At 59.1% G+C, this 24993-nt stretch carries 27 protein-coding genes; 11 read left to right on the top strand and 16 right to left on the bottom strand.

All coding sequences use genetic code 11. The features are described 5' to 3' along the window. Positions 1-4: 4 nt before the first annotated feature. From CGA21_RS03780 to pchA, 3 genes are read right to left on the bottom strand one after another with little or no spacing between them, the layout of a single operon-like run. Positions 5-697 (bottom strand): hypothetical protein, encoded by a 693-nt coding sequence (locus tag CGA21_RS03780; protein ID WP_188263565.1) that lies wholly within the window; start codon positions 695-697, stop codon positions 5-7. Between the two features lie 10 nt (positions 698-707). Next, complete coding sequence (locus CGA21_RS03775) at positions 708-1043, bottom strand: c-type cytochrome (protein WP_110753944.1); 336 nt, start codon at positions 1041-1043, stop codon at positions 708-710. A gap of 53 nt (positions 1044-1096) precedes the next feature. Then, on the bottom strand, positions 1097-2581 hold the full coding sequence (gene pchA, locus CGA21_RS03770; RefSeq protein ID WP_110753822.1) for a 4-hydroxybenzaldehyde dehydrogenase: 1485 nt from the start codon (positions 2579-2581) through the stop codon (positions 1097-1099). Positions 2582-2926: 345 nt separating this feature from the next. Here pchA and CGA21_RS03765 point away from each other — a divergent pair, with 345 nt between their 5' ends. Then, positions 2927-4774: a sigma-54-dependent Fis family transcriptional regulator gene (locus CGA21_RS03765; RefSeq protein WP_110753820.1), complete on the top strand. Its 1848-nt coding sequence runs from the start codon at positions 2927-2929 to the stop codon at positions 4772-4774. 63 nt (positions 4775-4837) lie between these two features. Here the strand turns inward: CGA21_RS03765 and CGA21_RS03760 are convergent, their stop codons facing one another. Further along, a complete protein-coding gene (locus tag CGA21_RS03760; RefSeq protein WP_110753818.1) occupies positions 4838-5773 on the bottom strand; it encodes a transporter in 936 nt (311 codons plus the stop codon). A gap of 202 nt (positions 5774-5975) precedes the next feature. Then, complete coding sequence (locus CGA21_RS03755) at positions 5976-6860, bottom strand: helix-turn-helix domain-containing protein (protein ID WP_110753816.1); 885 nt, start codon at positions 6858-6860, stop codon at positions 5976-5978. 202 nt (positions 6861-7062) lie between these two features. Here CGA21_RS03755 and pobA point away from each other — a divergent pair, with 202 nt between their 5' ends. Together pobA and CGA21_RS03745 are read left to right on the top strand one after the other, a co-directional pair. Then, positions 7063-8250, top strand: a complete 1188-nt coding sequence (gene pobA / locus CGA21_RS03750; protein WP_110753814.1) for a 4-hydroxybenzoate 3-monooxygenase — start codon at positions 7063-7065, stop codon at positions 8248-8250. A 125-nt stretch (positions 8251-8375) separates the two neighbouring features. Beyond that, positions 8376-9653 carry an OprD family porin gene (locus CGA21_RS03745; protein ID WP_110753812.1) on the top strand — a complete coding sequence of 426 codons (1278 nt, stop codon included), beginning with the start codon at positions 8376-8378 and terminating at the stop codon, positions 9651-9653. Between the two features lie 74 nt (positions 9654-9727). On the opposite strand, the gene CGA21_RS03740 is transcribed toward CGA21_RS03745, so the two are convergent. After that, positions 9728-10738 carry a helix-turn-helix transcriptional regulator gene (locus CGA21_RS03740; protein ID WP_223193985.1) on the bottom strand — a complete coding sequence of 337 codons (1011 nt, stop codon included), beginning with the start codon at positions 10736-10738 and terminating at the stop codon, positions 9728-9730. A 281-nt stretch (positions 10739-11019) separates the two neighbouring features. Here CGA21_RS03740 and CGA21_RS03735 point away from each other — a divergent pair, with 281 nt between their 5' ends. Then, the gene (locus CGA21_RS03735; RefSeq protein ID WP_188263564.1) at positions 11020-12699 is read left to right on the top strand and encodes an arylsulfatase; all 1680 of its coding nucleotides are present in this window, start codon (positions 11020-11022) and stop codon (positions 12697-12699) included. 326 nt (positions 12700-13025) lie between these two features. On the opposite strand, the gene CGA21_RS03730 is transcribed toward CGA21_RS03735, so the two are convergent. Continuing rightward, positions 13026-13229, bottom strand: a complete 204-nt coding sequence (locus CGA21_RS03730) for a hypothetical protein (RefSeq protein ID WP_188263682.1) — start codon at positions 13227-13229, stop codon at positions 13026-13028. Between the two features lie 150 nt (positions 13230-13379). On the opposite strand from CGA21_RS03730, the gene CGA21_RS03725 reads away from it, so the two are divergent. Further along, positions 13380-13559: a hypothetical protein gene (locus tag CGA21_RS03725; RefSeq protein ID WP_179053635.1), complete on the top strand. Its 180-nt coding sequence runs from the start codon at positions 13380-13382 to the stop codon at positions 13557-13559. Positions 13560-13628: 69 nt separating this feature from the next. On the opposite strand, the gene CGA21_RS03720 is transcribed toward CGA21_RS03725, so the two are convergent. Together CGA21_RS03720 and CGA21_RS03715 are read right to left on the bottom strand one after the other, a co-directional pair. Next, on the bottom strand, positions 13629-13898 hold the full coding sequence (locus CGA21_RS03720) for a hypothetical protein (RefSeq protein WP_188263563.1): 270 nt from the start codon (positions 13896-13898) through the stop codon (positions 13629-13631). Positions 13899-13990: 92 nt separating this feature from the next. Continuing rightward, positions 13991-14725 carry a metallophosphoesterase gene (locus CGA21_RS03715; RefSeq protein WP_188263562.1) on the bottom strand — a complete coding sequence of 245 codons (735 nt, stop codon included), beginning with the start codon at positions 14723-14725 and terminating at the stop codon, positions 13991-13993. 165 nt (positions 14726-14890) lie between these two features. Between CGA21_RS03715 and CGA21_RS03710 the strand changes: the two genes are divergently transcribed. The 5 genes from CGA21_RS03710 to CGA21_RS29815 all read left to right on the top strand — a co-directional run bounded on the left by CGA21_RS03710 (position 14891) and on the right by CGA21_RS29815 (position 17880). After that, positions 14891-15361: an anti-virulence regulator CigR family protein gene (locus CGA21_RS03710; protein ID WP_188263561.1), complete on the top strand. Its 471-nt coding sequence runs from the start codon at positions 14891-14893 to the stop codon at positions 15359-15361. A gap of 93 nt (positions 15362-15454) precedes the next feature. After that, positions 15455-15961, top strand: a complete 507-nt coding sequence (locus tag CGA21_RS29820) for a hypothetical protein (protein WP_223193984.1) — start codon at positions 15455-15457, stop codon at positions 15959-15961. Positions 15962-16179: 218 nt separating this feature from the next. Next, a complete protein-coding gene (locus tag CGA21_RS03700; protein ID WP_110753796.1) occupies positions 16180-16854 on the top strand; it encodes an NADPH-dependent F420 reductase in 675 nt (224 codons plus the stop codon). A gap of 12 nt (positions 16855-16866) precedes the next feature. Beyond that, positions 16867-17349: a DUF6130 family protein gene (locus CGA21_RS03695; RefSeq protein ID WP_110753794.1), complete on the top strand. Its 483-nt coding sequence runs from the start codon at positions 16867-16869 to the stop codon at positions 17347-17349. 303 nt (positions 17350-17652) lie between these two features. Beyond that, entirely contained in the window at positions 17653-17880 is a 228-nt protein-coding gene (locus tag CGA21_RS29815; protein WP_110753792.1) for a hypothetical protein, read from the top strand. Between the two features lie 37 nt (positions 17881-17917). On the opposite strand, the gene CGA21_RS03685 is transcribed toward CGA21_RS29815, so the two are convergent. Further along, complete coding sequence (locus tag CGA21_RS03685; protein WP_110753790.1) at positions 17918-18190, bottom strand: hypothetical protein; 273 nt, start codon at positions 18188-18190, stop codon at positions 17918-17920. Positions 18191-18305: 115 nt separating this feature from the next. After that, complete coding sequence (locus CGA21_RS03680) at positions 18306-19214, bottom strand: MurR/RpiR family transcriptional regulator (RefSeq protein WP_110753788.1); 909 nt, start codon at positions 19212-19214, stop codon at positions 18306-18308. Positions 19215-19667: 453 nt separating this feature from the next. Between CGA21_RS03680 and CGA21_RS03675 the strand changes: the two genes are divergently transcribed. Further along, on the top strand, positions 19668-20393 hold the full coding sequence (locus tag CGA21_RS03675) for a sulfite exporter TauE/SafE family protein (RefSeq protein ID WP_188263558.1): 726 nt from the start codon (positions 19668-19670) through the stop codon (positions 20391-20393). A 129-nt stretch (positions 20394-20522) separates the two neighbouring features. Here CGA21_RS03675 and CGA21_RS03670 read toward each other — a convergent pair whose 3' ends face one another. The 5 genes from CGA21_RS03670 to CGA21_RS03650 all read right to left on the bottom strand — a co-directional run bounded on the left by CGA21_RS03670 (position 20523) and on the right by CGA21_RS03650 (position 24695). Further along, positions 20523-21287 carry an ABC transporter ATP-binding protein gene (locus CGA21_RS03670; protein ID WP_110753784.1) on the bottom strand — a complete coding sequence of 255 codons (765 nt, stop codon included), beginning with the start codon at positions 21285-21287 and terminating at the stop codon, positions 20523-20525. A gap of 18 nt (positions 21288-21305) precedes the next feature. After that, positions 21306-22418, bottom strand: coding sequence for a succinylglutamate desuccinylase/aspartoacylase family protein (locus tag CGA21_RS03665; protein WP_188263557.1), 1113 nt, complete (start codon positions 22416-22418; stop codon positions 21306-21308). An 8-nt stretch (positions 22419-22426) separates the two neighbouring features. Next, on the bottom strand, positions 22427-23125 hold the full coding sequence (locus CGA21_RS03660) for an ABC transporter permease (RefSeq protein WP_110753780.1): 699 nt from the start codon (positions 23123-23125) through the stop codon (positions 22427-22429). Between the two features lie 14 nt (positions 23126-23139). After that, complete coding sequence (locus CGA21_RS03655; RefSeq protein WP_110753778.1) at positions 23140-23829, bottom strand: ABC transporter permease; 690 nt, start codon at positions 23827-23829, stop codon at positions 23140-23142. Positions 23830-23918: 89 nt separating this feature from the next. After that, positions 23919-24695 (bottom strand): ABC transporter substrate-binding protein, encoded by a 777-nt coding sequence (locus tag CGA21_RS03650; RefSeq protein ID WP_188263556.1) that lies wholly within the window; start codon positions 24693-24695, stop codon positions 23919-23921. Between the last annotated feature and the right edge of the window lie 298 nt (positions 24696-24993).

Here is a 24993-nt window from a genome sequence, read left to right as displayed (position 1 = left end):
TCCTTCAAGCCTCGATCGAAAACGAAACGAAATTGCCGGTAAGCGGCACGGGGCGGCGGGCAATCAGTGGTGCCTGCCGGTCGCTGGTGGTGCCAAGTGCTGCAAGGGTGTAGCCCAGCGTGGCGGCCCATTGGTCTGAGCTGTCTCTGTTGCGGGCGGTGGCAGACGCTTGCAACGGCGCTTGCAGGCTGTGCATACGCTGTTCGGTCAGGCTGAAGCCGCTGCCACAGGCGTTCAGGCTCAGGCCCAGTTGGGGGGCGCAGCCGCTGGCGGCTTCGGCGCTGAGCAGACGGTGCTGTGAAGCGTGGGGCGTGGCGCGGTGCTGGCCGAGCCACTGCACGCGCGCGCCAGCGCTGCGCGCCAGGTCGACAATCAGTGCGGCACTGGCATCGTCGACCAGGCCGATGATGCGTTGCGGTTGGCCGCTACGCAGGCGTTTTTCAAAGCCCAGGATGAAGTCCAGGCTGAGGTCGGTACGCTGGACCTTGACGTGCTTGCCCCCCTGGCTGGCGTTGATGCCCTGGAGGAAGACCGACTCGGCCACCTCATTGTTGACAAGGACCAGGGTCGGCAAGACAGGCTGGGCTTGAGCGCCCAGAACACTGCCGGCCATGCTCAGGCCGGAGCTGGTCACGGCCATGCCGGCCAGGCTGCTCAATGCCAAGCCCTTCAGTACCGTGCGACGTTCGACGTTCATGGCAGGCTCCTCAAGGCTTGGCCGCCGGGGCAGGCGTTTTGGAAATGTACTCGGCGACCTGTTGCAGCGAGTTATCGTCGATGAACGAGGCAGGGAAGGCCGGCATGGCACGAAATCCATTGCGCACAATGGCGGTGATGTACTGCGCTGGCAGCTGGCGGCCGGTGATTTGCGGGCCGACCTGTTTTTCGTGGCAGTGGCCGCACACCTTGGCATAGACGTTTTCCCCGCCTTTCCAGACGCCGTCGCCATCGGCGGCGGCGTGACCAGCCAGCACGATCAAGGGCAGGGCAAGGCAGGCAGACAGGGTCCGTTTCACAGCTGAGCTGTTGAGGAGTGAAGACATTTCGTACTCCATTTTCTTATTGGCAGGTGGGTTCATGGGAGGCTTCATGCAGCTCAGAACGGATACGCCCTTGGCGCATGTTGCAAGGTGATCCAGTGGTCAGTGGTGAACTCGTCGATCGCCCAGTCGCCGTTGAAGCGACCGAGACCGGAGTTCTTCTCACCGCCGAACGGCGCATTGGGTTCGTCATTGACCGGGATGTCGTTGACGTGGGTCATACCGGCGTGGATGCGTCGGGCGAACTGCACGCCGCGCTCCAGGCTGGAGGTGAATACGGCGCTGGAGAGTCCGTATTCGCTGCTGTTGGCCAGTTCCAGGGCATGCTCGGCGTCCCGGGCAGACTGAATGCCGACCAGAGGGCCAAAGATTTCTTCATGGGCGATGTCCATGTCGGCGGTGACGTTGCCGAACACGTGCGGCGGCAGGACGTTGCCGTCGGCTTCACCGCCGACCAGCAGCGTGGCGCCTTCGGCTTGGGCCGTGGCGATCTTCTCTTGCAGGCCCGCCAGTTGCTTGCTGTTGATCACCGGGCCTATCACCGTTTCAGCTTTGTTCGGGTCGCCGTAGGGCAGCGCCTTGACTCGCTCGACGAATCGCCGGGTGAAGGTTTCCAGCAGCGGCTGTTCGACGATGATGCGGTTGATCGCCATGCAGATTTGCCCCTGGTGGAGGAATTTGCCCACCACGGCGGCACTGACGGCCTGTTCGACGTCGGCATCGGCCAGGACCACGAACGGACTGTTTCCACCCAGTTCCAGGGCAACGTGTTTCAGATGCTCACCGCCGCTGGCGATGCGGCCGATGTTGCGGCCGACCTGGGTCGAGCCGGTGAAGGAGATGAACGCCGGGACTGGGTGCTCGACAAAGGCGTCGCCGATTTCCGCGCCGGAGCCGACGACGACACTGAGCACGCCAGATGGCAAGCCGGCTTCCTCGAAGATGCGCGCCAGCAACAGGCCGCCGGTGACGGGGGTGTCGCTGGCCGGCTTGACCACTACGGCGTTGCCCAGCGCCAGGGCCGGTGCGAGGGAACGTGCGGTCAGGTGCAAGGGGAAATTCCACGGGCTGATCACACCGATCACACCCAGGGGAGTTCGGTAGACGCGGCTTTCCTTGCCGGGGATGTTGGAGGCAAGAATGCGCCCATGCACGCGGCTGGGCAGGCTGGCTGACTCCAGGGTGATGGCGCGCGCGGCGCCCCATTCGATCTGCGCCTTGATGCGCGTACTGCCGGACTCGCGGATGATCCAGTCGATGATTTCTTCACGACGCTCGTCGAAGATTTTCACCGCGTTGAGCAGCACCTGGCCCCGTTCGGCCGGCCCTTTGGTGGCCCAATCGAGCTGAGTGACGCGCGCCTTGCGGTAGGCGGCATCGAGGTCTTCGCGATTGGCCTGGGTGATCTGCAGCAAGCGTGTCTGAGTGAAAGGGTCGAACACGTCCAACGTTCGACCGGCGCTGCCGGCGCGCCATTGTCCGGCGAGTGGCTGCAATTCAAGGTTGTGGTAGGCAGGGCGAACGAAAGGGGTAGTGGTCATGACGAGGTCACCTCTTTTTTTATTTATGTGCAGAGGTGCCTGTTAACATTTATCGTGCCATGTCTGTTTGTTGGGTGATTTTCTTTAATAAACAATGGGTTAAGTTGTATTGTGGTCGCGCTGAATCCTGCCTCTGGCGCCGACTGGAAGGCCGTTGTGCGCAAATTTATGCAGAGAAAATCGCACGCTGTTGAAAGCTCGACGCCTAAGTGGGCGTCACCAGAAACTGTGCGGTTATCGAGCAGACGGACGACAAGGAGTCGTGGAGTCGATCGCTAGCGGATTGACCCCGCTGGAGGGCTGGGCATACTCACAGGTTACCTACCTGCCTCTTGTTGACTGCCCATGACTCGTACTACGCACACCAAGACTGGTCGCTCTGCCGGTGAGGATTTTCTCAAGCAGATGCTTGGCCGGCAGAAGCGCCTGATCGTCGACCGCGCCAGCCAGTTCGGCAGCAGCGGCTTTCCCACCGCTGAGCAGTTGGCGGAAACGGTGGCCTTCGCTCCTCAAGATGGCAGCGTGTGGTTGTGTGGCCAGCGCATGATGCTGCTGCAAGGTTCTGCGTTCGGGGCCATCCGCCGCGAGCTGATCGAGGCGCTGGGGTTCGACAAGGCACGTGGCCTGCTTACGCGTATCGGCTGGCAAGCCGGCGCGCGTGACGCTGCCCAGGTCAGCGAGCAATGGCCGGACGGTGATGACACCAGCCTGTACAGCGCCGGTCCACGGCTGCACATGCTCGAAGGCATGGTCAATGTCGAGGTGGTGCGCTTCGAAATCGACTCGGGCGTTGGTCACTTCTATTCCGAGTTCCTCTGGCACAACTCACTCGAAGACGACGAGCACATTGCAGCCTATGGCCTGGGCGGCGAACCGGCCTGTTGGATGGAGATCGGTTATGCCAGCGGTTACGCCTCGTCGTTGCTCGGCCGCCTGGTCGTCTTTCGCGAGCAGGAGTGCCGCTCGATGGGTCATCCGGCCTGCCGTATCGTTGGCAAACCGGCCGATCAGTGGGACGACATCGATGCCGACCTGGCCTATCTGGACCCGAGCGACTTCCTCAGTCGCAGCACATACGCCTCGGGCACCGAAACCACCGTTGCCGAACTGGAGGAGCCAGCCGATGGCAAACCGCTGGTGGGCATTTCGGCGGCGTTCGTGGTTGCCACTCAATTGCTGCAACGCGTCGCGCCGACCCAGGCGACGGTGTTGTTGACCGGAGAATCAGGGGTCGGCAAAGAGTTGTTCGCCCGCTCGCTGTACCAATCCAGTTCGAGGCAGCACAAGCCGCTGGTGGCGCTCAACTGCGCGACCTTGCCGGAAAACCTGGTGGAGGCCGAACTGTTCGGGGTCGAGCGTGGTGCCTTTACCGGTGCTGAGCGTTCGCGTCCCGGTCGTTTCGAACGGGCCCATGGCGGGACGCTGTTCCTCGACGAAATAGCGACGTTGAGCTTCAGTGCGCAGAGCAAGATTTTGCGTGCCTTGCAGGAAGGTGAAATCGAGCGCGTCGGTGGCACGGCGCCGATCCGGGTGGATGTACGGGTCATCGCCGCGACTAACCTGGACCTGCGTCGCGAGGTTGAGGCGGGACGTTTTCGTGAAGACTTGTTCTATCGACTGAATGTGTTCCCTATTCATCTGCCACCGTTGCGCGAGCGCCGCGAAGATATCCCGCTGCTGATGAGCTACTTCCTGCGTCATTTCAGCCAGCGCCACGGACGTCGGCTGGCGGGCTTCAGCACCAGACTGGTCAACGCACTGCTGACTTACCGGTTTCCCGGCAATATTCGTGAACTGCAGAACCTGATCGAGCGTGGCGTGATATCCGCCGGTGATGGCGAGGTCATTGACATCGTGCATCTGGCCGAGATTGGCGCGCCGTTGATGGCAATGGCCATCGGCCTGACGCCAGAGGGGCGCTTGTCGGCTGGCGAACGCCGTGATGAGGGGGCCGGCAAGGCAGGGTCACCCCTCGAAGAGGGCGGTACCACAGACGCACTACGCGAGCCGGTATTGGAAGGTCTGCAGGCCTTCGTTTCCGGAAGCCAACGGGTGCTCAATACACCCTTGGCGGAAATCGAACTGCACCTGGTACGCCTGGCCATGGAACGCTCCGGTGGCAACATCACCGCGGCGGCGCAGATGCTTGGCATGAGTCGCGCCCAGGTCAGCTATCGCCTCAAGGGAAGCTAGTACCGGGCTGAACCCAATGCCCCGGGGCTCGATGCTCACGGGGCATTTTTGTGGGCGACAGTCTCAGAGCGGGACAGTGAACTTCAGCCAATAGGCCTGGCCATCGGTACGGTTGCGTACGCCGGATTCATCCTGCCATTTGGCGCTGAGGAACCAGCCGTCCCGGCTGGCGTATTGCACGGCCGGGCCGATGGAGAAGGAGCTGCCGCGGTTGCCATCGGCGGCATCGACCTGGGCGGCGGCGGCGCAGTGGGAAGCGCTGCACTGGTCATCGCTCACCTGCTTGTAAGCGTGGCCACCGACGCCGAGGACCCAGCCATTGCCCAAACCCCAGCCAAGGGTGTAGTCGGCGTGCAGCTCGCGGCCGGACTGATAGTGGGTGTCCTGGTTTTCGAAGTTGTAATCGTACATCAGGCGCACATCGGCGTTGAGACCCTCGGGGTCCATGTAGGTCATGGCATACACCGCTTGTGCGGTGTAATAGTTGGTGCCGAGGTTGATCAGGTCGTTCTTGTCATATTCGCTGGCGGTGGGCAGAACGAAGTCGATACCCACCGCGGTGTGGAACTTGTCACTGTGGTGGAACCCGACCACCGGGCCGAGGTGAGCGTCGCCGATGCCGCGCTTGTGGTCGTGCGGGCCGTTCTTGATGTTCAGCCGCATGTCATTGAGCGGTAGCAAGGCGTGGAAACCCAGGCTGCCACCCAGGACCTGCTGTTCGGTGACCCAGATGAACCGAGGCACAATGGTGGTGACGCGCAGGTCGATGTCAGCCACCTTGTCGCCCGCGTTGTCGCGAAGGGTATCGGCCAGGTAGTCGCCGACGAAAACCTGACCGTAGGTGCCAGGCGGCGGCAGGATACCCATGCCGTAGATTTCAATGCCCAGCGGCCAGGACGACACACCGCCTTCGGTAGCCTGGGCCAGTGAGGCGCTGCCGGCCAACAACAGGGCTGCGCTGAGCGAAAGGGGCGTGCAACGGGGGAGTCTGTGATGCATGGGAGGACAACCTTATTGTTATGAGTGGTGAACCGCAGTTGTTGCCTGCGCAAGGTTGTCCCTACTCAACTATTGTGCCAGCTTGGATTTTATTATTATTCCTTTTAAATCAATAAGATGGATTGTCGTTGCTAATGGTTGCCGCGACCTGTGACGCTTCTTGTTAAGAAAATTCGACTGAGTGCGCAAAGTTCGTGACGGTTCACGCGCCGCTTTGCTCGATGCCGTGGCGGAAGGTATTCGGTGTCTGGCCAGCGAGACGGCGAAAGAAGCGTGAAAAATAGGTCGGGTCACTGAAGCCCAGGCTGTCGGACAACTGGTTGATGCTCATGTTGGTGTACGTCAGATTACGCTTGGCTTCCAGCAGCAGGCGCTGGTGAATGATCTGCAGCGCGGTTTGCCCGGCCAGTTCGCGGCACAGGGTGTTCAGGTGCACGCTGGAGACACCGATGCGCTGGGCGAACACCTCCACCGACAGATGCTCGCGGTAATGCTGCTCTACCAACTTGATAAAGCGGCTGAGCAAGTGCTGGTCGCGTTCGCCACGATTGCTCGGCGGCGTGCTGAGTTGACTGTGGCGGCTGGTCCAGACCATCAGCACACTGACCAATGAGTGCATCAGCACATCGCGCGCCGGTGCGCTGCTTTCGTATTCTTCAAGCAGGGCGGCAAACAGGGTGTTGATGTAACGACGATCTCGCCCAACCGGGTAGCACCCGCAAGACGCCAGGACGGTCAACGGCGCGCCCAGTTGCGACTCCAGTTTGGCCACCAGTGGCGCGCCGAGGGTGAGCACATAACCCTCGATTTTTTCCGAGAACTGAAAACCATGCACGGTCAGCGGGGGAATCACCTGGATGGCCGCTTCCAGTACGTCACTGCGCTTGCCCTCGATCTCGACCACGGCCTGGCCGCGTTGCACATAGAGCAACTGGAACAGGTCGGCATGGCGGTGCGGCTTGATCTCCCAATGGTGCAGGCTGCTGCGTTTGGGTATGGATTCACAGTGCAGCAAGTCCGGGGTGGACCACGCCTTGTTTTCACCATACAGCTTGAACACCGGGATGTTATTGACACTGTTTTTCATCGTGTTCGGCACCCTTGAGGACGGAAATGCACAGTGTGTGTGGTCGTTCGATAATCGAACCAAATTTGTAAAAGTGCAATTTTATCCCGAAAAATCACCTTTTATTGCATGTTTCATCAGTAAAAATGCAGGAGGTAAACAAAAAAAATAATCCGACCGCCCTTTGCAAGCGGTTGGTGATCGCCTATCAGAGATTAAAATAATGAAAACTCAGGTTGCTATTATCGGTGCTGGTCCTTCCGGACTCCTGCTCGGCCAATTACTGCATAACGCCGGTATCGACAACGTCATCGTCGAACGCCAGACACCGGACTATGTCCTCAGCCGAATTCGTGCCGGGGTGCTGGAGCAAGGCACCGTCGACCTGCTGCGCGAAGCGGGTGTATCCGAACGCATGGATGCCGAAGGCCTGGTCCACGAGGGCGTCGAGTTGCTGGTGGCCGGCAAGCGTATTCATGTCGACCTCAAGACATTGACCGGTGGCAAGACTGTCATGGTCTACGGGCAGACCGAAGTCACGCGCGATCTGATGGAGGCCCGTAGCGCCCTGGGTGCCCCGATCATCTATTCGGTCGAAAACGTGCAGCCCCACGACATGAAGGGCGACAGCCCCTACGTCACCTACGAGAAAGATGGCCAAACCCACCGAATCGACTGCGACTACATCGCCGGTTGCGACGGCTTCCACGGGGTCGCCCGCAAGAGCATTCCTGCCGAGGTGCTTACCCACTACGAGCGCGTATATCCCTTCGGCTGGCTGGGACTGCTGTCCGACACGCCACCGGTCAACCACGAGTTGATCTACGCCCACCACGACCGGGGTTTCGTGTTGTGCAGTCAACGCTCGCTGACCCGCAGCCGTTACTACCTGCAAGTGCCGTTAACCGACAAGGTCGAAGAATGGTCCGATGAGCGTTTCTGGGGTGAACTCAAGGCACGTCTGCCACACGAAGTGGCGGACAAGCTGGTGACCGGCCCTTCGCTGGAGAAAAGCATCGCGCCGCTGCGCAGCTACGTGGTCGAGCCGATGCAGTACGGCAAGTTGTTCCTGCTCGGCGACGCCGCCCACATCGTGCCGCCAACCGGTGCCAAGGGCTTGAATCTGGCCGCCTCGGACGTGTCCTACCTGTATCGCATCCTGGTCAAGGTGTACCGGGAGGGGCGTACCGACCTGCTGGAAAAATACTCCGAGCTGGCACTGCGTCGTGTCTGGAAGGGAGAGCGTTTCAGCTGGTTCATGACCAACCTGCTGCACGACTTCGGCGAGCACAAGGACGCGTGGGACCAGAAGATGCAGCAGGCCGACCGCGAGTATTTCTTCAACTCCCACGCAGGGTTGGTCAACATTGCCGAAAACTACGTGGGGCTGCCCTACGAAGCTATCGAGTAGAACACCTGCAATACCTGCGCTGCGCAGCTAGTCGTCACGCGCAGACGATAACGGCCTGTGGGCTGACTGCGGATACTGAACCTCTACAACAACAATAAAAATGTGTAGAGGTGTCCATGAATCCTATGCACGCGGCTGTGCCGCGGTCCGCTTACTCTGCTGCAAAAAACCTGAAGGCCATGGGGCTGATTGGCGTGATGATGCCGTTGGCTGCGCAAGCTGACTTTGTCGAAGACAGCCAGATGAACCTGGGATTGCGCAACTTTTACGTCGACCGCGACTTCAAGGGCGATAACCCGAGAACCTCGCGCGATGGCAGTTGGAGCCAGGGCTTTGACCTGCGCTTTACCTCCGGTTACACCCAGGGTCCGCTGGCGTTCGGTCTCGATGCGGCCGCGCAATACGCCTATCGCCTTGACGGTGGCGGCGGTCGTGGTCCGGACAGTGTCTTGCCCTATAGCCAAAGCAGCCGGGAGCAGGCCAAGGATTACGGCCGGGCGGCACTGACCGGCAAAGTTCGCTTTTCGAAGACCGAGCTGAAAGTCGGTGAACATCGGCCGACGTTGCCGGTGGCCTTCCAGGACGACTCACGGCAGTTGGTGACGACCTTCCATGGTGTACTGGTCAAGTCCAACGAGATAGATAACCTGACCCTGACTGGCGGGCGATTCACCGAGATCAGCAGCCGTGAATCCTCCAACAGGGAAAAGATGTACCTGTTCACCAAACCAGGCGGGCCGCGCTACACCAGCGACGGACTGGACTTTGCCGGTGCCACCTACGCCTTCGGTCCCAACCTTTCGGCCAGCTACTTTTACGGGCAGTTGGAGGACATTTACCGGCAACATTACCTGGGCCTGACGCTCAACTCGGACCTGGGTGGCGGCTATCGCCTGAAGACCGATTTGCGCTACTTCAACAACAAGGAAGCGGGTCAGGCCCTGTACGGCGAAATCGACAACCACTCCTATGGCGCCATGATTACCTTGAAGAAGGGAGGGCATGGTGTTGGCGTGGGTTATCAACGCATGTTGGGTGACAGCACGTTCCCGACCCTGAATGGCTTCGCTCCGCAGCCTTATCTGGTGAACTGGTCGGCCGTGGCCTTCATCAAACCCAACGAGAGTTCCTGGCAGGCGCGATACGACTATGATTTCGCGGCCATGGGCGTGCCCGGCTTGACCTTGACCACCCGTTACCTGCGCGGCACGGGCATCGATCGCGGTGGGGACCTCAGCGACAGCGCTGAAAGCGAGCGGGATCTGTTTCTGGCGTATGTGATCCAGAGTGGGCCCTTGAAGAATGTGGGCATGGAATGGCGGAACATCAACGCCCAGTTCAAGCATGGCAATGACTATGATGAAAACCGAGTGATGACCACCTATACCTGGAAATTCTGGTAGGTCATGGTGGCGGTCGCTCTGCCTGGAGCGACCTGGCCGACATGACTACGTATGGACGCAATCGACGAAAAACCTCAAGCCGGCCTGGCCAGTGTCTGCGATGGCAACTCACCAAAGGCCTGCTTGTAGGCCGCGGTGAAGTGGCTGGGTTGCGCAAAACCCCAGTGAAACGCCAGCGCTGATAACTGCAGGTCTCCCGGTTGGTGCCTCAGCAGTATTTTGCGAATCGCCTGTAGCCGGCAACTCTGGATATAGCGTTGCGGGCTGGTGCCCAGGCCATTGCGAAACGCCTGTTCCAGGCTGCGTCGGCTGGTACCGCTGATGGCTACCAGCTGCGTGATGTCCAGTGGCTGGTCGAGATGGGCATGAATAAAATCGACCACCCGTTTCACGGTGCCCGGCAAGAGGCGACGTTGTGGCTCCGTATGCAAGCTGGGGATCAGTTGCAGCAGGTTCTCGCAAAACAGGTGCTGCACATGAGACTGGCTGGTTGGGTTTGCCAGCAGCCCCGAGGCGTTGCCGGTTTCGCTGTCCACCAGGCGCAGCAAGCTGCCAAGGCTCTGCAGGGCGCGATGGTTGCTATCGAACAACAGTGTCCGGGTTGGGAGACGCAGCTCGTGGGTCTGATGGTGGCGCTCCAGGTGATCGAGCAGTAATGCAGCATCCAGGGCAATGACGATCGCCTTGGCCCCTTCATGCCAGATGACATCCACCTCATGCCCAGGACTGAATACCAGAAGCTCTCCGCCATTGGCTTGCAGGCCATCGGGTCGACTGCTGATCGTGCCTTGCAAGGGTAAAATCCCATGCCAGCTGTTCAAGGGGCTGGAGCTCACGCGCACCTCACCGCCCCATTGCGCCCCGAACAACTTCATCTGCGGCAAGGTCTGCAAGGTGAAAGCAATGTCCAGGGTTCCTTGTCTTCCGAGGCTGATCCGACGTTCTTCAAGATGGTTGTTGAGCAGCGCCTCGGCATCTTCGATATTGCGCGAGCGCAGTATCGGCTCCGCTGCAAACGGAATATTCCTGGCAGGGCAGGCCTCGCTCCTTGAAGGAGGCGGGCCGCTGATAGAGGGCGTATTCATCAGCGTAACCTTTATTCTTGTTTGTCCGGGTTGCCCCGTCTGGTTAATGAGTGCTGTATCAACGGTGCTGTTGTTGCGGTACATGGACAACAGGCTCGACAGCGGGTGTCCCGTGCCCCCGCCAATGCAGGGATGATGAACGACGGCTGACCGGTTCCCTAGCTGTCGGGGCAAATAACGGCGCGGCTGGATAAGCGCTTGCGCAACCGCGTTAGCGGCCCGCGTCAGGCCCTCTGCATACTGCTGGCTCAACCAATAATAACAACTGAGGAACCGCCCGTATGAGCTGGATGACCCATCTGATGCTTGTCCTGATGGTTGCCGTTTGCAGCCCCGCAGCCATGGCCGCAGACGAGCGCCCGAACTTCCTGATAATTGTCGCCGATGACCTGGGTTACAGCGACCTGGGCAGTTTCGGCGGTGAAATCAGCACCCCGAGCCTCGACTCGCTTGCCCGGGACGGTGTGCGCCTGGGCAACTTCCATACGGCCCCCACCTGTTCGCCGACTCGGTCGATGATGCTCTCCGGTGCCGACAGCCACGTGGCTGGCCTGGGCAACATGGGCGAGCTGATTCAGCCGTTCCAGCAAGGCAGGCCTGGCTACGAAGGTTACTTGAACGAACGCATGGTCACGGTCGGGCAAGTGCTTCAGGACGCGGGCTACAACACTTATACCACCGGTAAGTGGCACCTGGGTCGCACCGAAGAAACCAGCCCGAAGGCACGTGGTTTTGACCGCTCCTTCATTCTGGTACAAGGCGGCGCCAGTCATTTCGATGACCAGCACGCCATCATCGCGAAAGACCCGAAAGCGATTTATCGCGAAGACGGCAAACAGGTGGAAGTGCCCAAGGGGTTCTATTCCAGTGAGTTCTACACCAATCGGCTGATTGACTACATCGAAGCCGACAAAGCCAGCAACAAGCCGTTCATGGCCGTCTTGTCCTATACCGCCCCGCATTGGCCGCTGCATGCTCCGGATGACTGGCTGGATAAATACAAGGGCCGATACGACGCAGGCTATGAACCGATCCGCCAGGCACGCCTGGAGCGCCAGAAACAGCTGGGTATCGTCGCGGCGGATACGACGGCCAACACACCCATGGCCAAGGGGCTTCCAGACTGGAGCCAGTTGAGCGATGAGCAGCGAAAACGTGAGGCGCGCAACATGGAGATCTATGCGGCGATGGTGTCCAACATGGACTATCACATCGGTCGACTGCTCCAGTACCTGGAGAAAACCGGCAAGCTGGATAACACCTTCATTGTGTTTATCTCCGACAACGGTGCCGACGGCAACAGCCCGCTTGACCTGCCAGGCAACAAGGAGTGGTTCGCCAGCGAGTTCGATAACAGCCTGAAGAATCTCGGTCACAAAGGCTCGTATGCCGACTATGGCGCACAGTGGGCCCAAGTCAGTTCCACTCCGTACCCACTGTTCAAGGGCTTCACCAACGAGGGCGGAATTCGTGCGCCGGCGATCATCAGCGCGAAAATGCTGAAAAAGACCCACCTGCAAGGCACCGTCAATAAAGACATGGTCCATGTGATGGACCTGATGCCGACCTTGCTGGACCTCGCCGGCGTACCGCCACTGGGCAGAACATTCCACGGCCGCCCGGTGCAAACCATCAGTGGCAAGAGCATGCGCCCGTTGCTGGAAGGTCAAGCGATGGCCCAACGTCAGATTGGCTGGGAATTGTTCGGCCGCAAGGCGCTGCGCAAGGGCGATTGGAAAATCACCCTGGTCAACCCACCTTACGGCACCGCCAACTGGCAGCTGTACAACCTCAAGGCCGACCCTACCGAAAGCCGCGACCTGTCCCAGGCCGAGCCGGTAAAAATGAAGGAAATGTTGGTTGCGTGGGAGCAGTACGCGAAGGAAAACAACGTGCTCGATGGTAAGTTCGACCTCAAGTATGGGTTCGAGACGTGCCTCTATGAATATTGTTTCAAGTGAGAGGGTGCCCTGAAACCCGCTATGTGAGCGGCGACAACGTGAAACTGAACAATGGCAATACCGGCAAGTAGGGGGAGAAAATCAAAAGCCAGAGCGAGGCGGCTTGACAGTCGACCTGATTGCAGGTCTGTCCGGGATCTGATCGTTCCGACGCTCTGCGTGGGAATGCCGCCGGGAACGATCATCTCACCGCAAAAGAAAAAGCCCGACACTGGGTCGGGCTTTCCAATCATGTGGCCAAATCCCTTTGGCTGACTGCAGTGTGCTTGCCAAGTGTTACGAAGGCGTGACGGGAGTGTGGCCATCACGTGAAGCCCGGCGTTCTCTCAATGGAGCGTCTTGCGACTCTCTCCAATCCTGATTCGGTCGAGCGCCCGGTTTAAGGCGTCCAGGGCATCGAGAAGGGCTTTGGCCTCAGTTTCCCGGCCATCTCCCCATAGTCGTTCAGCCATTTTGTTCAGGGCCTGGATAGATCGTTCAATATCCGCAGCGGTGGCTGGAGGGGTGTTTGTCTGCTGCTTCTTTGACATGCTCAATATTTCTGAAGTGATGGAATGACAATGCGCAATCATCCTGACAAAAACAAGTGAGCAATGGTTGGCGATCATCGAACGCGCCGTTACAGGCGCTGCAGCAGTTACAGTACCCTATGCGCAGTTCAGCCAATGCAGGAAATGTAGATGAGCGATGAGATTGATATTCCAGAACCCGAGCACGACCATCTGCTCGATCATGAATTCCACGATGAAGAAGCATGGGTTGAACAAGATGCCCAAGGCATTCTTGACGATGAGGATGATGAAGACGAAGAGGATGATGACCTTGACTATCTGGATCAGATAGATCAAGAAGACGACTGATCATGGCGGGTAAATTCGAGAAAAAAGAAAGCCCGCACTGAGCGGGCAACTGGAATGAACCTGACTGATTCAGGCACCTGATTCAGGGTCGCTCGCGGGTAAGCCGCGAGCCTCCATGTCATTTTCGTCCTGAGCGCTTGTGCCTGCTTGCGGATGCTCGCTCGACACCGAGTTATTGACCGCCACATCTGTCACATCGTCATCGACAGGCGCTTCATCGTTCGGCGGCAGCGGCACCTGCGGCTGATCTTTGCGGGGATCGTGGCCGGTTTCGTTGTCCGTTGTTCGCGTTACGTCCTGCTGTGACATGTTGCCCAGTGCATTTTCGTCAATGTCCATGCTGGCTCTCCGTTCTGAGGCGCGGGATGTCCGTGCTTTTACATGAGAGACAGCGGCGCATCGCGAGTGCCGGGCTTTGGACGAACGGCGCGTCAGGCCCAGTCGAAACCGGGTTCCGGGTCGATTGGCGGGATGCACTGCAAGGTGGTGAGATCCAGCAGTGTGAAATAACCGTCCAGCCAGCCCGCGGTGTCGATGTGGTACACATTGCCCAGCACCACAGGCTGCCTGAGTGGCGTATGCCCGACCACCAGGGCGCGAAGTCCATGGACGGCGCGGGTATCGCCGGCCTGAATCCGGGTTCGTGACCACATGCAGCGCAGCAGTACGGCTCGCAGCTGCTTGTCACTTTCAGGCAATTGCAGTTCGGCGCGAAGTTGGTCCCATGACGACACTGGGCAATCGGCGTGAATAATCCCGACCAATCCGTCTGGCGTCTCGATCTCGATAGCAATCGGTAGTTCGGCGAATTGCAGCGCGAACGCTTGCTGCTCAGGTGGCGATAAACCGGTGAACCAGGACCCGCCGTTGCAGATCCAGCTGAAGACGTCGCAGGTGTCGAAGTGCACCACGAAATCGTCATGGTTGCCGCGCACGGGGTGAAACCATGGCTTGGCAAGCCAGTCCAGTGCGTCCCGGCATTCAGGTCCACGATCAATCAAATCTCCGACGCTGAACAGCCGGTCGACAACAGGATCGAAACCAGCCGCATCCAGCGTGGCTTGCAATCGGCTGAAGTGCCCGTGAATGTCACCTGCCGCGAAATCCCGACCCGCAGTGTTTGCAGCAAAGCGCTGGATGCGCGGCACCTCGATGGTTGTGGTCATGGGGTACTCCGGTACGGCAGAACGTGTTGCGTTGTTGCTGGTCGATCACCGCTTAAGCATGCGCCAGGGTTGTGGGCCGTGTCACAACCGTTTGCTTGAAATTTGGCATGGCTTCGCCGCGAAGCGTATACATTCCAGGGGTACTTCCTTTCTGAGAGAACGGATATGTTCAGATATCGCTCGTTTGTTGCCGCTATTGCCTGTGTTGCATTGGTTTGTGCCTCGACGCTGGCATTGGCCGATCCTGGTAATGGCAAGGGGCAAGGAAACACAAAGGGCAATTCGCAAAACAGCCAGGAGCATGGCAACCAGGGCAACCAGGGCAACAAGGGAAAGCATTCAGGGGGCGGTGATTGGGATAATGGCCCAAGCATCAACCGGGCAAACATTCTTGGCATTGTGGACGGGTATCGGGACTACTGGGCCCCTGGACCTGCGTTACCACCCGGCATTCAAAAGAACCTCGCCCGCGGTAAACCGCTTCCGCCGGGGATTGCCAAAAAGCTCGATGGCCGGCTGACCGGCAGGCTGCCACATTATGACGGGTATGAATGGCAGCAGGCGGGCACTGACTTGATACTGGTGGCGATCGCTACCGGTCTGATCTATGAAGTGCTTAACGGCGCTTTTGATTGATTCCTGCTGGCGCCTCCGTCCGTCGCGGGACTTGAACTGTCAGGGGGATTACGCGTCGTAAGGTACGCGTAATCAACCCTCACGGAAGCAATCATGCTTTTAAAAAACAAGAGTCTCGTTGCTGTAATGTCATGCGCCCTGATGCTTGCAGCCGCCCCGTTACTCCCCGTTGATCTGTCCATCATGAACGCCGCCTATGCGAAAGAAGGTGGTGGTGGTGGTGGTGGTGGTGGTGGTGGTGGTGGTGGTGGTGGCCACGGCGGCGGAAATGGCGGCGGAAACGGCGGTGGCCATGGCGGTGGTAATGGCGGCGGTAACGGTGCCGGCCACAGTGGTTCGGGTCACGCTGGCAGTAACGGGCACGGCGAGGGTTTGAGCAGTGATCATGCTGGCAAGGCCGTTCGCGACCATGGCGTCAGTGGCAATCACTACGGCAGTGATCGTAATAGTGACAATGGCCACGGCACCACGACTTCAGGCATCGCACACTCCAAAGATACGCGCGGCTTGGACAAGGCCAGGGCCATTTCGGAATCGACGCCGGGTGATCACAACTCGAAAGGTTTGAGTAAAGCCGGCGCACCAAAAAAATCCCACTGAGCAGAAATTGCCAGGCAAGCGACTTTCTAGCGGCCAGGCTTCTAAAAAAATCCCGGAGACGTCTGTTTCCGGGATTTTTTTTGCGATGCAGATCGTTAAGGGTTTTACCGAGCGCTCTCGAGGATCAGCAATAACAATAAGCAGCTAGTCTTCACCTTGGTGTTGCAGGCTCTTTCCGTGTGGAGAGGAGACTGCTTTCCAACGCAGGAGCACAGCGTATGTCCAGAATTCTCTTTTTGATGTTCGCCGGCATGGTCATGTGCGTCAGCCCGGCTATGGCGGATCCCCTGAAGATCGGCGTCATCGGCTCCGGTAACGTTGGCGGTACGCTGGGTACGCTCTGGGTAAAGGCCGGGCACTCGGTCATGTTTTCCTCGCGCCACCCCGAGGAGCTGACGGATCTGGTCAATAGCGCTGGCCCCAACGCTCAGGCGGGCTCGGTGAGCGATGCCGCCACATGGGGCGATGTGATCGTGTTGAGTGTTCCCTATGGCGCGATGCCAGAGCTGTCCGAACAGGTCCAGGGCAAGTTGGACGGCAAGGTAGTGTTGAGCACCAGCAACCCGTTCGGCGGCCGTGACGCAGAGGTCGGGCGCAAGGCGCTGGAGATGGGAGTCGCCTCCGCGGACCAGCAATATCTGCCCGGAATACGCCTGGTGCGGGCGTTCAATGCCATAGGCTACGCTTCAATGAAAGACCAGTCGGGCAAAGACAAGGCGATTCCCGTGTTCGCCGACGACGCCGAGGCACGGGACATGGGTGCCCGGTTGGTGCGCGACGCTGGTTTTTTACCGGTTATTTTCCCGCTGGCGCGAGCCAATGAAGGGTTGCCGGGCGGCCCGCTCAGCGGCCTTTGGAACGAAGCCGAACTCAAGCGCAAAGTCGGTCTTTAGGAGAAATCCACCATGGCTTCCGCAAATCTGTTGGCCATCGCCTGGAGTGTGTTGTCTTGCACGGCAGCGCTCGGTCAAGGGGCGGCCGACACCGATCACCCACCGGCAATCCTGCCATTGGAATCCGAGACGACGCCAAGGCTCATTGCTTATCCGCCGCTTCCTGAGCCGCTCGCCCGCGGCGTCGTCATTATCCAGTATCGAACAGAGCACGCCAGGATCATGCCGGTATTCGGTAAGGCGGCTGCCGATGTATCTCCACGACTGGGCCACCTTCACGTGACTGTCGACGACTGGAAAGGTACGTGGGCGCACACCAGTGAAGACCCGATCATCCTGGTCGGACTGACCCCCGGCGCCCACAAGGTTCTGCTTGAAGTGGCCGACCCGACGCACAAGATCCTCACCCGTACGACAGTGAGCTTTACAGTGCCGCAGAAGGAGCCAATGGCTGGCTCTCACGCAGACGATGGTCACGCAGTAAAACAGCAGTGAAGCTCGAGCCCGGTCATGGCCGCCTCACGCCCTGAGCCTGTCCGTCATTGCATTCAAATAGCCATCGTCATCGTTGACGACCATCGTCGGAACGCCGCCCGGAGCATGCTCGCTCCTGCAGGGGGCACCGCGCTTTAGCCTTGCCGCCAGGGACGCTCCGCGCTCCGCTGTCGACGCCTTCCCGCCAGTTGTATTTGCCAACGGAATCATTGAGTTACTGAATGGTCATAGTTTGGGGTTCAACGCCGTGCGGAATTTTCCCTGGCCAGAACCCTCTCACCCTCCGACCTTCAGGATGCTCAAATGAATCGCGCAGTAATGATGACCCTGGCCCTTTCCAGCCTGCTCTTGCTGGGAGGCTGCGGACCTCACTGGGAAGATGGAGAAAGGTATGGTCGCTACCACGATCATGATCATCGCCGTGGATATGACCGCGATGACGATGACCGAGGGTATGACCATCGATACGATCGTCGCGACGATGATCGCGACAACCGTCGTTATCGCGATCGTGACGACCGGGACGACTGATACATCCAGCGTCTTTTGAAAAAAGGGGCAGGGGTTGTCAGCTTCCCGACTCACTGCCCCTCTCAGTGCCCCCGTCATCCTGCGACTCCGCGTCTTTTTTCATGGAGTGCGCGTCGGAGCCGGCATTTGATCCCGCTGCCTCCTCGCCCTTTTTATCGGCTTTTTCTTCGTTGGATTCAGGCTGGTTCAGTCCGGGAAGCGCTGAAGGTGGGATCGTTGCATCCTCAGTTGTTTTCTCGGCGGCTTGGACCCATAGCGGCGAGGCCGACAGAAAGCCCGACAGCATGAGGGCGGCAATGGTGGTGTTCATCGTTTGAGTCTTCCGTGCAAGGGGATGTACGGCATTTGAAGCACGGCTCACAGGAAGGTGCGCAGTGGCGGACGGGCGGCAGATCCGAAGTGTTGCAACGGGCGCCCGGGAACCCTCACTTTTTCGGCGATTTGTTGCTTGTGGGGATGTGCAGGTAAGACATCACGCTTTCGGTCAGTTCGGTCGCCAGCTTGACGGCTTCCTTGTTGCGAGCCATTACGCCAGCCACCAGTCCTTCGATCAGGGCGAGCACGGCAATGTTGGAACTGGTCAACACCGGATGGTCAGCCGGGGCAAACAGCACGTGTTCGGCAATGGCGGTGAGGGGGGAGGCGGGTGAGTCGGTGATCGCCAATACCGAGGCGCCGCGCGCGTTGGCAAAACGTGCAAGTTGCAGCGTATCGAGGGAGTAGCGCGGCAGGGAGATCGCGAGCAGTACGTCCTCATCAGTGATGGCAGCCAGCCGGTAAGCGGCGTTTTCGTTGCCGCCCTCCATGCTGATGGCGGTTGCGTCCGCGCAGAAGGGCATCAGGGTCGAGGCGGCGAGACCGGCGAAGTAGACGCTGTTGCCAAACCCGAGGATGTAGATTTTCCGCGCCTCGATCAGACGAGTGACAAACGCCTCGAAGGTCTCGGCATGGTTGTTGGTCGCCGCCGTGGCGAGATTGCTGCTGGCGCTGTGGATTTGCTCATGCAGGCCAAATGCACCACCCGGTCGATGCGCCAGTTCGTTGCGCAACTTATCGACCGGCGACACCATCTGCTGCAACGTCGCGACCAGCTCGGCTTTCATGCCGGTGTAACCACCCAGGTTCAGCGCCTTGGCCAGTCGATTGACCGCTGCTGGCGAGGTGGATGTCTCTTGAGCCATTTCTTCGATGGTCAACGTCGCGGCCCTGAGCGGGTGACGCAGGACAAAGTCCGCCACTTTGCGCAGTGACGGCGGCAGGTCGGAAACGATTTCCGCCAGTTTGCGCATCACTGGCGCGGCATAGACCGTGGTGTCTTTCGAAGGGCTTGGCATATCCGGTTCAACATGTCCTGAGGGTTAGGGCGCATACAAGACTGTAGGAGCGAGGCTTGCCCGCGAAGAACGATGACGCGAAGTTTCTGAAACACCGCGGCGTTCGCTTCGCGGGCAGCCTCGCTCCTACAGGGTTCTGCCAGCGAGTGTATCCGAAGCCGACCCTCGGTGTGCGCGGAAGGCTTATTTCAAGCTCTCGCGCCTGAAGTTGCTGCAGTACTCAGGCTTCACTACGACCATGCAACAAAGTAGGCGAAAACTCCTACAAAATATAAAGAAAGATCTCTCAAGTCATCCACATACAAAAATTAATCGAAGCCTGGCACGGTGGCTTGGTTTATCGAATCCGCAATCACCCTGAGAAAAAAATTAACTTACTAAGTTAGTGAAGTTCTCGGTGTGTTAGAGCGGCGTTGAAACAGCACGAAAACCAACACCCGCAGTGAAAGACAAATGACAGAATACTTACTCGTTTTGTTTGTCGGGGTCATTTCAGGCGTCGTCAGTGGTGTAATCGGGACGGGGGCATCGATCATGCTTCTGCCTGCGCTCGCCTTTTGTTTCGGCCCCAAGCAGGCAGTGCCGATCATGGCGGTGGCAGCAATCGTCGGTAATATTTCAAGAGTTATTCTTTGGCGAAAGGATATTCACTGGAACGCGTTTTTAGCCTATTCGATGACAGGGGTACCTGCAGCGGCTCTTGGTGCACACACACTCTGGAGCCTGAAAGCAACCTGGATTGATATAGCCCTCGGGACATTCTTTCTGCTCATGATTCCCTATCGCCACTGGGCAAAATCAAGAAATTTCACTCTTTCGCTTTGGCAGCTCTCAATCACAGGGGCTTTTATCGGCTACCTCACGGGTATTGTTCTTTCTACCGGCCCGCTGACCATTCCAATTTTTTCTGCATACGGGTTATTGAAAGGCCCATTGCTCTCAACCGAAGCAGCCGCCTCGTTTGTTATTTACTTGAGCAAGACAATCACTTTCAAAGCGATTGGAGGCCTTCCCCTGACCGTCGTATTGAAAGGCCTGCTGATCGGGCTCTCGCTCGCCGCAGGTATGTCGATTGGCAAATTCATCACGCTGAAAATCTCCATGACGACATTTCAAAGGCTCCTGGATATTTTAATGCTGCTTTCGGGGTTTTCTTTATTAGCAGGAGGATTGACCTGAGGGAGATGAGCTCGTTGTTTCAGGCGGTTCCGTGAAGAACTTTTTGGGTGGGCAACATCCCGGCCGGAGCGTTCCGAAGCCGACCCTCGGTGTGCAGCGACGGGCCAAGAGTCGGTGTGCGCCGAAGGCTTATTTCAAGCTGCCAGCCAGGAACTGCTGGAGGCGTTCGGACTGCGGGTTGACCAGCACCTCGCGCGGGTCGCCACGTTCCTCGACCTGGCCCTTGTGCAGGAATACCAACTGGTTCGACACCTCGCGGGCAAAGCCCATTTCGTGGGTCACGACCACCATGGTCCGGCCTTCCAGCGCCAGGTCCTGCATGACCTTCAACACTTCGCCGACCAGTTCGGGGTCGAGTGCCGACGTGGGCTCGTCGAACAGCATGACCTCCGGTTCCATCGCCAATGCCCGGGCAATCGCCACGCGCTGTTGCTCACCTCCGGACATATGCGCCGGCCAGGCGTCCATGCGGTGTGCCACGCCGACCTTGTCCAGGTAGTGCTCGGCCTTTTCCCGCGCCTGTTTCTTGTCGATGCCCAGTACATGCACCGGTGCTTCCATGACGTTTTCGAGGGCACTCATGTGCGACCAGAGATTGAAGTGCTGAAACACCATCGATAACCGCGAACGCATGCGTTGCAGCTGCCTGGGTTCGGCAGCCTTGAGCCCGCCGAGCTTGTTGCTCACCAGCTTGAGCTGTTCGCCATTGAGCACGATGTCGCCGGCGTTGGGTTGTTCCAGCAGGTTGATGCAACGCAGGAAGGTGCTTTTGCCCGAGCCGCTCGAGCCGATGATGCTGATGACGTCACCGGCTTTCGCCTCCAGGGACACGCCCTTGAGTACTTCATGGGTGCCGTAGCTTTTGTGCAGGTCCTTTATTTCCAGCTTGTACATGGTTCTGACTCTCTGTTATCAGTCGCTGAGCAAGCGGCCTTGGCGAATGGGGGTACTGCCGGCAATTTTCGCCAGCCACAGGCCGGGCTGGGCAAAGCGCAGGCGTTCGCGGGCGTAAAGAATGCCGTCGGTGCTGGCACGCACCACGCTGTGCTGGTCGGTGAGTGGATCAATCACTTCGAACAGCGGATCGCCGACCTTGACCCGGGCCCCCAGCGGTTGCAGATAACTCACCACCCCCGGGTGTGGCGCGTAGGCGTACTGCGCACCGGCGAACGGTGTCGCTTCACACCTGCCCGGGGGCGACGCAGGCCAGTCACCGCTGATCAGGCCTTGCTCGGCGAGATAGCCGAGAATGGCTTGCGCGCTGTCGGCACACGTTTCGCGTTCGGTGTCAGCCATGCCGCGCAACTCGATAGTGGTGGCTACACATGCCAGGGCAATATTGGCTTCAGGGAAGCGCTTGGCCAGTTGCAGCCAGGGAAGTGCGCAGGCTTCATCGAAGGCGCTGCCGCCCGCAGCCTCGGCCAGCAGGGCAACGCCGGCGTCCAGGCGGGCGGCCAACGAGCGCAGGCGTGGCCAGTTTTGCGGCATGGCATACAACAGCATGATCGACTCGAAGTCGCAGTGCAGGTCCAGCACCACATCGGCGTCGCAGGCATGCTGCAGCAACAGGCGACGCAAACCGTCGAGCTCCGAGGTCGCTGCCGGCAGGTTGGCGAGGGCATCGCCCATGGCGCGGCGGATCAGGGCGACATTGGCATCGGCATCGTCGCCCAATTGACCTTCCAGTCGCTGCGCCACGTCCTCGCCGAGTTCCGGGAAGTCGCGATTGAAATTCTTCCCGCTGGAGAACTCGAAGCGACCTTGGTGCGTGGCCTGGAACATCTGGGCGATACCGATCGGATTGGCCATTGGCACCAATTCGATCACCCCGTTCAGGTGACCTTCCTCTTCCAGCGCCTGAAGGCGGCGCTTGAGTTCGATGGCGACGCGCATCCCCGGCAACTCATCGGCGTGCAGGGAAGCCTGGATGTAGGCCTTGCGCGCGCCGCTGCCAAAACGGAACAGCGAGAGCTTTCGTTCTGTGCCCGAGGCACTCCACGGCAACAGGTATTGAATGTGTTGCATGAGACTCCTTAGTGCTTGCGCGGTGCCAGGTAGGCCAGCCAGTGGCGCTCGGCCAGCTTGAACAGACGAACCAGGATGAAGGTCAGGGCCAGATAGATCAGGCCCGCGGTAATGAACGCCTCGAACGGCAGATAGAACCGTGAACTGACCGTTCGCGCGGCTCCCGTGATATCGACCAGCGTGACGATCGACGCGAGGCTGGTGGTTTGCAGCATCATCAGCACTTCGTTGCTGTACTGCGGCAGCGCCCGGCGCAGGGCCGACGGCAGGAGAATCCGCCGGTACAGGGTCAGGCGCGACATGCCCATGGCTTTGGCGGCTTCGATCTCGCCGTAGGCGGTGGCCTTCAGGCTGCCGGCCAACAGTTCGGCGCTATAGGCACTGGTATTGATCGCAAAGGCCAGGCAGGCGCAAAAAGTTGCACTGGACAGGTACGGCCAGAGCGCGCTTTGGCGTACCGCTTCGAACTGCGCCAACCCGTAATAGATCAGGAACAGTTGCACCAGCATCGGCGTGCCGCGAATCGCGTAGGTGTAGAGCCAGGCCGGGAAGTTGAGCAGCGGCGAACGGGATACCCGCAGCAACGCAATGGGAATCGCCAGCACCAGGCCAATGGCCAGGGAAATCAGCAGGACTTTGAGGGTCACCAGCGCGCCATTGAAATACAGCGGCAGGTTTTCCCAGATCAGGTTGTAGTCGAGAATCATGGCGGTGCTCCCCGTTACAGTTCGGCGGCTTTGACGCCGACCGAGTAGTGTTTTTCCAGATAGCGCAGCCCCAGCAACGACACGCTGGTCAGCATCAGGTAGAGCGCGGCGACGGTGAGGAAAAACGTGAACGGCTCATGGGTGGCGTCCGCTGCGTTCTTGGCCTTGAACATCATGTCCTGCAAGCCGATCACCGAGATCAGCGCGGTGGATTTGGTCAGCACCAGCCAGTTGTTGGTGAAGCCGGGAATGGCGAAGCGAATCATCTGCGGCACCAGGATCCGCCAGAACACCTGCAGGCCGCTCATGCCATAGGCCGCGCCGGCCTCGCCCTGGCCCTTGGGGATTGCCATGAAGGCGCCACGAAAGGTTTCCGAGAGATAGGCACCAAAGATGAAACCCATGGTGCAGACGCCCGCGATAAACGGATTGATGTCGATGTAGCGGGTGTAGCCCAGCGCGAGGGCAAGGCGGTTCACCAGATCCTGGCCGCCATAGAAGATCAGCAGGATCAACACCAGGTCGGGAATCCCGCGGATCAGGGTGGTATAGCCTTCGCCCAGTACCGCCAGCCATTTGAACGGCGACAACCGGAAGGCGGCGCCGATCAGGCCCAGGGCAATGGCCAGGGTCATGGAGGTCAGGGCCAGGTTGATGGTCAGCCAGGCGCCATCGAGAATGCTCGATCCGTAGCCGTGGAGCATGATGAAGTTCCTCAAGCGCGCGCCGCGAGGCGCGCGAGACAAGCCAAGTGGCGCCCGCACAGGCCAGCGCCAGGGTCTGGGGTAAAGGCTTATTCGCCGTAGATATCGAACGCGAAGTACTTGGCCATCACTTGCTGGTACTTGCCATTGCTGCGGATGGCGTCAATTGCCGCACTCAGGCGTGCAACGTTCGTGCTGTCGCCTTTACGCACTGCAATCCCGGCGCCTTTGCCGAAGTATTTGGGGTCGTTGATGTCGGGTCCGACCAGGGCAAAACCTTTACCCAACGGCGTCTTGATAAAGCTCTCATCGGTGTTGACGATATCGGCGAGGGTGGCGTCCAGGCGACCCGCCGCCAGGTCGAGGAAGGCTTCATTCTGCGAGGAGTAGCGAACAATCGAGGCGCCGGCTTTCTCAAGCTGTTCGGTGGCGAAACGGTCATAGGTCGAGGAACGCTGGACGCCGACTTTCTTGCCTTTGAGATCGACCAGCGGGTCGTTGATCACGTTGCCGGCCTTCATCGCGAACTTGCCTGGCGTGTGGTAGTACTTTTTGCTGAAGTCGACGGATTTCATGCGGTCCTCAGTGATCGACATCGACGACAACACCGCATCGATCTTGCGCACTTTCAGTGAGGGGATCATGCCGTCGAATTCCTGGATGACCCATTCGCACCTGACCTTCATTTCTTCGCACAGTGCGTTGCCGATGTCGTAATCGAAACCACTGACATTGCCCTCCGGCGTCTTGAAGGAGAAGGGCGGGTAGGCGGCTTCGATACCGATGCGCAGGCTGTCTTCGTCCGCCTGTGCCAGCAAGCTTGCGGCGCACAGTGCCAGAGTACCTAGAAGTTCTGTCTTGTTCATATTGTTGACTCCCTGGATGAGGTGTTTGGGTGTTGCGCGCAGCGATCGTCCGATCTGTCGAAGGGGACTGCTGCGGGGATTTGCGAGGTTATAAATGGCACATAAAATTTCATAAATCAAACAAATGAAAAAAATCATATCAGTGTCGGGCGAAAAATGCCGGAGCGTCACTGTCACTATTGGCAAGTCAGGCCCGGGCAAGTCTCACGTGCAACCACGCAGGCGGGCCTGATTGTCGATAGCCGTTTTTTCTAGATCCGGGGGAGGGGACACGGGGTAGTAAGCGGACACGAATGCG

It is taken from the genome of Pseudomonas sp. PSB11, from assembly GCF_014596605.1.
GTDB classification, from domain to species: domain Bacteria; phylum Pseudomonadota; class Gammaproteobacteria; order Pseudomonadales; family Pseudomonadaceae; genus Aquipseudomonas; species Aquipseudomonas umsongensis.
Note: the sequence above shows the minus strand (reverse complement) of the source record. Positions and strands in the feature narration are given on the sequence as shown.